The organism is Kitasatospora sp. NPDC036755 (assembly GCF_040636595.1).
Taxonomy (GTDB): Bacteria; Actinomycetota; Actinomycetes; order Streptomycetales; family Streptomycetaceae; genus Kitasatospora.
This window is the reverse complement of sequence record NZ_JBEZUT010000386.1, coordinates 1-7502: the sequence shown is the minus strand read 5'-3', so window position 1 is coordinate 7502 and position 7502 is coordinate 1. Positions and strand designations below refer to the sequence as shown.

Genomic DNA, 7502 nt, shown 5'->3' with positions numbered 1-7502 from the left:
CGGGTCGAGGTAGAGGTCCATCCCGGCGTGCCGGTACTCGTCGTCGTTGTTGGCGTACCACTGGATGGCGCCGACCACCTTGCCGCCGAGGTCGACGCCCGCCCGCGCTCTCCGGCAGCAGCGGTTCCACCGCGTACTGCTGCTCCAGCCGGCGGGCCGACTCCCGGTCCACCAGCGTCATCCCGCCCAGGCCCGGCTTGGCGCCCTGGCCGACCTTCAGCTCGAAGGCCAGCCGGCCGGAGTCGATCAGCGGCTGGACCGAGGTGTCGCTGTAGATCAGGTTCCAGATCTCGGCGTCGGCGTCCTCGGTGGACTGCTGGACGGCGATCCCGCCACCCGGTCCGGTCAGCTCGTCCTGGTAGGCGGCGATCCGCCCCAGGAGGGTCCGGCCCTCCTTCTCGCCCAGCCGGCCGGTGCCGTTGACGGGGCCGACGTTCTCCCCGACCACCATCGGGATGCCCAGCCGGGCGGCCTGCCGGCCGGCCGCCGTCCCGAGGTCCCGGCTGGCGACCTGGGTCGAGCCGAAGGCCGACACGTACAGTGGCAGCGCGGAGCCGAACCCGCCGACGGTGGTGGCCAGTTCGACGTCCTGGTAGAGCGGCTCCCGGCCCAGGTCGATCAGCTTCTCCAGGCGCAGCGGCATGAACGCGGGCGGCACCAGCCGGGTCGCGTCCAGCACGTCCCCGCCCCCGCCGGGCGCCGGCTGCGGCTCGGCGCCGAACAGCTCCTGCCCGTAGGTGGCGGCCGGTGGGAAGGCCAGCGGCGCGCCCTCCCTGGCCCTGGCCCGGACCTGCTCCTGCGGGTACCCGCCGGCGTGCAGCGAACTCATCGAAGTCTTCTCCTCGTACGGGTCGCCGGCTATGCGCCGGCCTCGGCGAACTGCCCCAGGTCCACCCGGGACACGACGTGGTTCAGGGCGTCCAGCAGTCCGCTGCTGGTCATCGTGGCGGCGGGGCGCGGGGTCACCAGGTGTCCGATGGGCATCGCCCCGATCGCGCTCCAGTCCAGCCGGCCGCGGTCGTCGATGTAGGTGGCGGTGCGCCCGGCGTTGTCCGGGTGCAGGCAGTAGGGGACGTCCAGCCAGCCGCGGGCGAAGGCCTCGACCAGCGCGGCCCCGACGTCCTCGCCCAGGCAGAGCACGGCCTCGACCAGGGCCCGGGCCTGCGCGTACACCTCGTTGTCGGCGAGGCCGCCCGGGGCCGGCCGGGGCCGGGTGAGCCGCGCGGTGCGGGCCGAGCCCTCCAGCGCCTCGACGTTGTGGGCGACGGTGGGGATCCGGTACGCCTCGACGGCCGTCTTGACGATCAGCCGCTCGGCGCCGGTGCGCACGGCCAGCCGCACCGCCCGGTCCTGCAGTGCCCGGGCGCCGGAGGGGGTGCGCGGGTAGACGCCCATGTAGGTGTAGACGACGACGTGCCAGTCGGTGCCCGGCAGCAGTTCGGCGGCCAGCGCGCGCAGTGCCCGTACGGCCTCCTCGTCCTGTTCCTCGTGGATCTGCTGGGCGTAGCTGAGCGAGACGCTGGTCAGGCCGTGCTGGACGAAGAACAGGCACTCCAGCACGGACAGCGCGACCAGCAGCGAGGGCGGGCAGAGCTGGCCCATCATGCAGCCGCCGAAGGACTCCAGGTGCGGCCGCTGTCCGGGCCGGCCGGCCGCGGCGAGCAGCCGGCAGGACTCCTCCCAGTTGCGGACCGATGCCGCGATCGGGGTGCGGCTGTACGGCAGGCAGTAGGAGACCGGGCCGCCCTCGGTGGCGTGCAGGCCGGACTCGGCCAGGGCGGTGATGATCGCCTGCGGGGCGGCCGACCCGTGCCGCACCTGGACGGGGAAGTCCGCCGCGACGATGCCGTCCAGCATCTGGCGGGTGGCTTCCGGGCCGTGGGTGACGATGGGGTAGCCGTTGAGGTCGACGCCCTCGTCCACGGCCCGCCGGGCGGACGCGTGGTCGCCGACCCTGGTGTAGCTGTCGAGGGTCAGGGTGCCCACCGTGGTGGCGTCGGCGCTGCGGGTGGCGAGCAGTCCGTGCCGCATCCGCGCCCGGGTGCCGAAGCCCATCCGCGGCTGGACCACCAGCTCGGGGGCGGAGCGCACGAACGACCCGAAGTCCACGGTCCAGGCCATCAGACCTGCACCCGCGCCGCGAGCCGGTCCAGGAAGGTCCGGAACGGCAGGATGCCCTCGTCGTCCTCGAACACCGCGTCGAACCCCGCCTCGCGGAGCCGGGGGGCCCAGGCGGCGGCGCTGCCGGCGGTGCCGAGCTTGCCGCCGATGACGGCCGGCAGCGCGGCCAGTTCCGGTACGGCCCGGAGGCCGCGGATCAGCCGCAGGCCGTCGTTGGCGCCGTGGCCGTTCACGCTGCTGACCACGAGGGCGTCGGGGTGCAGTCGGGAGCACTCGCCGATCACCAGCTCGTCCGGGACGCAGGCGCCGAGGTTGGTCACCTCGTGGCCCCACTCCGCGAGCAGGTGCTGCAGGTAGATCAGGTTCCAGGTGTGCGAGTCGGACGAGGTCGTCGTCACCAGTATGTGCATCGGCGTTTTCCGAATCTCCGGCTGGTGGGGGTCAGTTGCGGGCGGCCGGCAGGGCGGTGCCCCAGTCGGAGGTGGTGGCGCCGGCGGTCTCCCCGCCGTCGACGACCAACTCCTGGCCGGTGAGGAACCGCGCCTCCGGGGAGGCCAGGTAGTGGAAGGCCGCGGCGATCTCCTCCGGGGCGGCGTGCCGGCCGGCCGGGATCCGGGCGTTGGTGGCGTCGAGCATCTCGCCGGTGTACTCGGCGAGTTGCATCGGGGTCAGGACGGCGCCGGGGCTGACGCAGGCCACCCGGACGAGCGGGGCGAGCTCCATCGCGAAGGTCTGGGTGAGCGCGACGATCCCGGCCTTGGTGGCGTTGTAGTCGGCGTACCGCGGGTAGCCGCGGCGGCCGTTGACCGAGGCGGTGGCCAGCAGCACGCCGCCGTCGCCGGCCGTCATGACCCTGGCGGCGGCCTGCCACAGGCCGAGCACGCCGAGCAGGTTGACGTCGGTGATCCGCCGGGCGTCGGCCTCCTCGATGTCCAGGACGCCGTGCCGGACGCTGATCCCGGCGTTGGCGATCACCACGTCCAGTCGGCCGGTCTCCTCGTGGACCCGGCGCACGGCCTCCCGGACGGCGGCCCAGTCGGCGGTGTCCACCTCCAGCCAGCGGACCTCGGCGGAGGCCCCGGTGTCGTCGGGGGTGCCCGGCGCGTCAGTGGCGTCGGGGCCCTGGGGGGCGGTGACGTCCAGGTTGAAGACGCGGTCCCCGGCCCGGGCGAAGCGGGCGGCGGTGGCGCGGCCGATGCCGCTGGAGGCGCCGGAGACGATGACGGTGCGCAAGGTGGACTCCTGGGTGGGGAAGGGCGGTCGGGGAGGCGGGAGGCTCAGTAGAGGACCCGGTTGCCACCGGGCAGCCCGCCGGCGGCGCCGGCCTGGGCGGCCTTGCGCAGGTCGCGGCTGACGATCATGCGCTTGAGCCAGCGGTCGGTGCCGTCGTAGCGCGCGGCGAAGGGCTTGCGGCCGTGCACCGCGAGGTAGTTGTCGACGACCAGCAGGCTGCCCTGCTCGACCACGACCGAGTGCTGCACCCGCTCCAGCTCGGTCATCAGCGCGTGCAGTGCCTGCTCGGCGCCCGGCCGGTCGGCGGCGCAGCGCATGAACGGCAGGTCGACCCGCAGGTACGGGCGGTCCCGGTCGCCGAACAGCACCGGCACCGCGACCGGGTCACGCTGCATCTCCTCGGCCCGGGCGAGCGCCGGGTGCTCGGGGTCGCGCAGCTTGAGCTGCCGCACGTGCTCGTCGTCGGGCATGATCTGGAAGTCCGGGCGGAACAGCGCCGCCCAGTCCTCCTCGGCGAGCTTGACGTCCCGCACCGAGGCCATGATGGTCGGCACCCGGTCGTGGTTGCGGACCCCGAGGAGCAGCAGGTAGTCGCAGCGGCCCGGGTGGAAGCCGTCCTCGGTGTGGAACTCCAGCAGGGTCTCGCTGCCGTGGCCGCTCTGGCGCGCCTCGTCGCCGCGGATCGGCAGGATGTTCTGGATCACCCGGCCGAGCTGGAGGGTGGAGAAGGTGAACGGGTCGCCCAGGGCGGTGCCGCACATGGCCAGGAAGAGCTCCTGCTCCAGGGTGACCCCCGGGTCAGCCACCCGCTCCCAGTGTTCGGGGGTCGGGCCGACCGCGGCGTCGTCCACCGGGAAGCCGTGGATCAGCAGCCCGGCGGCGGACTCGGTGCGGCGGAACTCCTCCAGGAAGGCGCGCAGCCGGGGCGGCAGCCCGTGGTCGGCGAAGCGGTGCCGGAGGTCGTCGTAGGCGTGCGGCGCGGTCGGGTCGGTGAAGGTCGTGGCCAGCCGGGCCGCGCCGGCTCTGATCCGGTCCACCTCGTCGGCGGACAACTCGTACTGGGCGATGGTCTCTTCGATCATTGGTCGGCTCTCTTCGGGGTGAGGAGTCGGCTCTCTTCGGGCACCGCGGATCCGGCTCCGGGCGGGTGCGCCCGGAGCCGGCGGGGCGGTCGGGGTCAGACGAGGCGCGGATCGCGGGCGAGCAGTTCGGCGACGGCGGCGAGCGGGGCCGGGCGGGTCATGTCCAGGTGCTCGCAGTCGACGTCGTGGCCGTCGATCCGGCCGGTGAGGTACGGCCGCCAGTCCGCCGGGACGGGGGCGTCCGGCTCCCGGCCGGCGGCGGCGGTGACGTGCAGCAGGTCGCCGTCGTACCGGCCCGGGACGGCGCCCTCGACCAGGGCGACGGTGTGCGCGGCCGCCTCGGCCAGCGTGGCGATGAACGCCGGGTCCAGGGCGGCTCCGGCGCCCTCGGCGCCCTCCCGGTCGAGGAAGCCGGCGATCTCGGCAGGTTCGAAGGCGGGGGCGGTGCTCCCGTGGCCGGCCGCCGCGGTGTCGGCACCGGCCGGACCCGTCGGGTAGGAGTCCAGCACGGCCAGCAGGCCGACCTGCTCGCCGAGCTCCTGCAGTCGGCAGGCCATCGCGTGGGCGAGGTTGCCGCCCAGCGACCAGCCGAGCAGGTGGTACGGGCCGTTCGGCCGGACGGCCCTGATCCGGTCCAGGTAGGCGTCCACCAGGGAGGCCAGGTCGGGGTGCCGGCCGGCCGGGTCGAGGTCGGCGTTCAGCCCGTACACCGGCCGGTCCGGCAGCGCTCCGGCGAGGCCCGCGTAGCACCAGCTCAGCCCGGTGACCGGGTGCACGCAGAACAGCGGCGGGAGGCTGCCCCGGGTGCCGAGCGGGACCAGCGGGTCGGCCCCGGCGGCGGCCCCGCCGGTCTCGGCGTGCGCCGCGAGCCCGGCGACGGTGGGCGTCCGGAAGAAGGTCTGCAGCGTCAGGTCGGACAGCTGCTCCGGGAGCGCGGCGCGGATCAGGTTCACCGCCCGGGCGGCCAGGAAGGAGTGCCCGCCGAGGTCGAAGAAGCTGTCGTCCACCCCGATCCGGGCTGCCTGCAGCACCTCGGCGAAGACCTCGGCCAGGGCGCGCTCCAGCGCCGTGGCGGGCGTCCGGCCCAGCCCGCCGTACTCGGGTGCCGGCAGCGCCTTGCGGTCCAGCTTGCCGTTGGCCGTCACCGGCAGCACCGGGAGCGGGACGAAGGCCGCCGGGACCATGTACGCGGGCAGGGCGGCCGCCAGGAAGGTGCGCAACTCGGCCTGGTCCGGCCCGTCGCCGGCGGTCGGGACGAGGTAGCCGACCAGGCGCTTGTCACCCGGCCGGTCCTCGCGGACCACCACCGCGCCCGCCGCGACACCGGGGTGGCGGCCCAGGGCCGCCTCGATCTCGCCCAGCTCGATCCGGAAGCCCCGGAGCTTGACCTGGTCGTCGACCCGGCCGCAGAACTCCAGGCTGCCGTCGGCCCGCCAGCGGGCCAGGTCGCCGGAGCGGTACATCCGGGTGCCGTCGCCGTACGGCCAGGCCACGAACCGCTCGGCGGTCAGCGCGGGGCGGCCGGCGTAGCCGCGGGCCAGGCCGTCCCCGGCGATGTACAGCTCGCCGGTCACCCCGGCCGGCACCGGGCGCAGGGCCTCGTCCAGCACGTACACCCGGGCGCCCGCGATCGGCCGGCCGATCACCGGGGTGTCGGTCGCCTCCAGCGGGGTGGTGAGCGTCTCGACGGTGCACTCGGTGGGGCCGTAGAAGTTGTGGGCGGTGGTGGCGGGTTCGGCGAGCAGACGCCGCCAGAGCGGCTCCGGGATCGCCTCACCGCCGAAGGTGAGGGTGCGCGGGGTGAGGGCGGGCGTGGAGAGCAGGCCGTGTTCGAGCATCTCCAGGCCGTAGGTCGGGGTGGTGTCCAGGAAGTCCACGCCGTGCCGGCCGACGTAGCCGACCATCGCGGCCGGGTCGCGCCGGGTGGCGTCGTCCAGCAGGTGCAGCTCGTGTCCGGCGAACAGGGCGAGCAGGCCCATCCAGGAGGCGTCGAAGGTCAGCGGCGCCGTCACGGCGACCCTGGCGGCCGGTCGGCCGGTGGCGGCCGTGTGCTCGGCGAACAGCGTCTCCTGGTGGCTGTGGAAGAGGTTGGTCAGCGCCCGGTGCTCGACCGCCACGCCCTTGGGGCGGCCGGTCGATCCGGAGGTGTAGAGCAGGTAGGCGGGGTGGGCGGGCAGCAGCGGGGTGCGGCGGTCGCGGTCGGTGGGGGCGGTGGCCGGGCTGTCCTGGGGGGCGGTGGCCGACACCGTGTCCGGCAGTGCGTCCAGCAGGAGGACGGGGGCGCCCTCGGTGAGCGCCGGGTCCACGTCCGAGGTGGTGAGGACCAGCAGGGGAGCCGCGTCCCGCAGGATGTAGGCGATCCGGTCCGCCGGGTGCCCGGTGTCCACCGGGACGTACACCGCACCCGCCTTGAGCACCGCGAGCAGGGCCACCACCGAGGCGGTCGAGCGCCGCAGCGCGACGGCGATCCGCTCCTCGGGCCCGGCACCGCGCCGGACCAGCTCCCGGGCCAGGACGTCGGCCCGCTCGTTCAGCTCGGCGAAGTCGATCCGCTCCTCGTTCAGCACCAGCGCGGTCGCGCCGGGCCGGGTGCGGGCCTGCTCCTCCAGGAACTCGTGCACCGGCCGCTCGGCGAGCGGCGCGGGCCGTTCGACGCTGTGGCCGCTCCACTCGGTGAGGATGCGCTCCCGCTCCTCGGGGGCGAGGAGTTCGGCCCGGCCGACGGGGGCGTCGGGGTCGGCGACCAGTGCCTCCAGCAGGCGCAGCAGCCGGGCCGTCATCGTCTCGACCGTGGCGTGGTCGAACAGGTCGGTGGCGTACTCGACGGTCCAGTGCAGGCCGCCGGCCGGGTCCTCGCTGACGCCGAAGAGCAGGTCGAACTCGGCGATGTGCAGGTCCAGCGGGTGCTCGGAGGTCTCCAGGCCGGGCAGGGCCAGGCCGGCGCCGCTGCCGTTCTTGAGCAGCAGCATGGTCTGGAAGAGGGGGTGGCGGGCGGTGGAGCGGGTGGGGTTGACGGCTTCGACGATGCGCTCGAAGGGGAGTTCCTGGTGGGCGTAGGCGTCGAGG

5 protein-coding genes and 1 pseudogene are annotated in these 7502 nt (G+C 74.7%); all 6 read right to left on the bottom strand.

The genetic code is table 11. From position 1 onward, the window contains the following. Positions 1-829 (bottom strand): annotated as a pseudogene (locus AB0E96_RS35855) (glutamate synthase); the annotation flags it as partial. A gap of 29 nt (positions 830-858) precedes the next feature. Continuing rightward, on the bottom strand, positions 859-2121 hold the full coding sequence (locus AB0E96_RS35850; RefSeq protein ID WP_359830116.1) for a methylaspartate mutase: 1263 nt from the start codon (positions 2119-2121) through the stop codon (positions 859-861). Beyond that, the gene (locus tag AB0E96_RS35845; protein ID WP_359830114.1) at positions 2121-2519 is read right to left on the bottom strand and encodes a cobalamin-dependent protein; all 399 of its coding nucleotides are present in this window, start codon (positions 2517-2519) and stop codon (positions 2121-2123) included. Before AB0E96_RS35845 ends, AB0E96_RS35850 begins: the two co-directional genes overlap by 1 nt. Positions 2520-2562: 43 nt before the next feature. Further along, positions 2563-3354, bottom strand: a complete 792-nt coding sequence (locus AB0E96_RS35840; protein WP_359830112.1) for an SDR family oxidoreductase — start codon at positions 3352-3354, stop codon at positions 2563-2565. 44 nt (positions 3355-3398) lie between these two features. Then, positions 3399-4436, bottom strand: a complete 1038-nt coding sequence (gene gntD, locus AB0E96_RS35835) for a guanitoxin biosynthesis L-enduracididine beta-hydroxylase GntD (RefSeq protein WP_359830111.1) — start codon at positions 4434-4436, stop codon at positions 3399-3401. Positions 4437-4531: 95 nt separating this feature from the next. After that, the coding region (locus AB0E96_RS35830) for an amino acid adenylation domain-containing protein (protein WP_359830109.1) at positions 4532-7502 on the bottom strand (2971 nt) is incomplete at its 5' end.

Excerpts from the sequence above, each read along its gene's own strand:
- AB0E96_RS35850 (WP_359830116.1), bottom strand. The coding sequence starts at position 2,121 with ATGGCCTGGACCGTGGACTTCGGGTCGTTCGTGCGCTCCGCCCCCGAG.
- gntD (WP_359830111.1), bottom strand. The coding sequence starts at position 4,436 with ATGATCGAAGAGACCATCGCCCAGTACGAGTTGTCCGCCGACGAGGTG.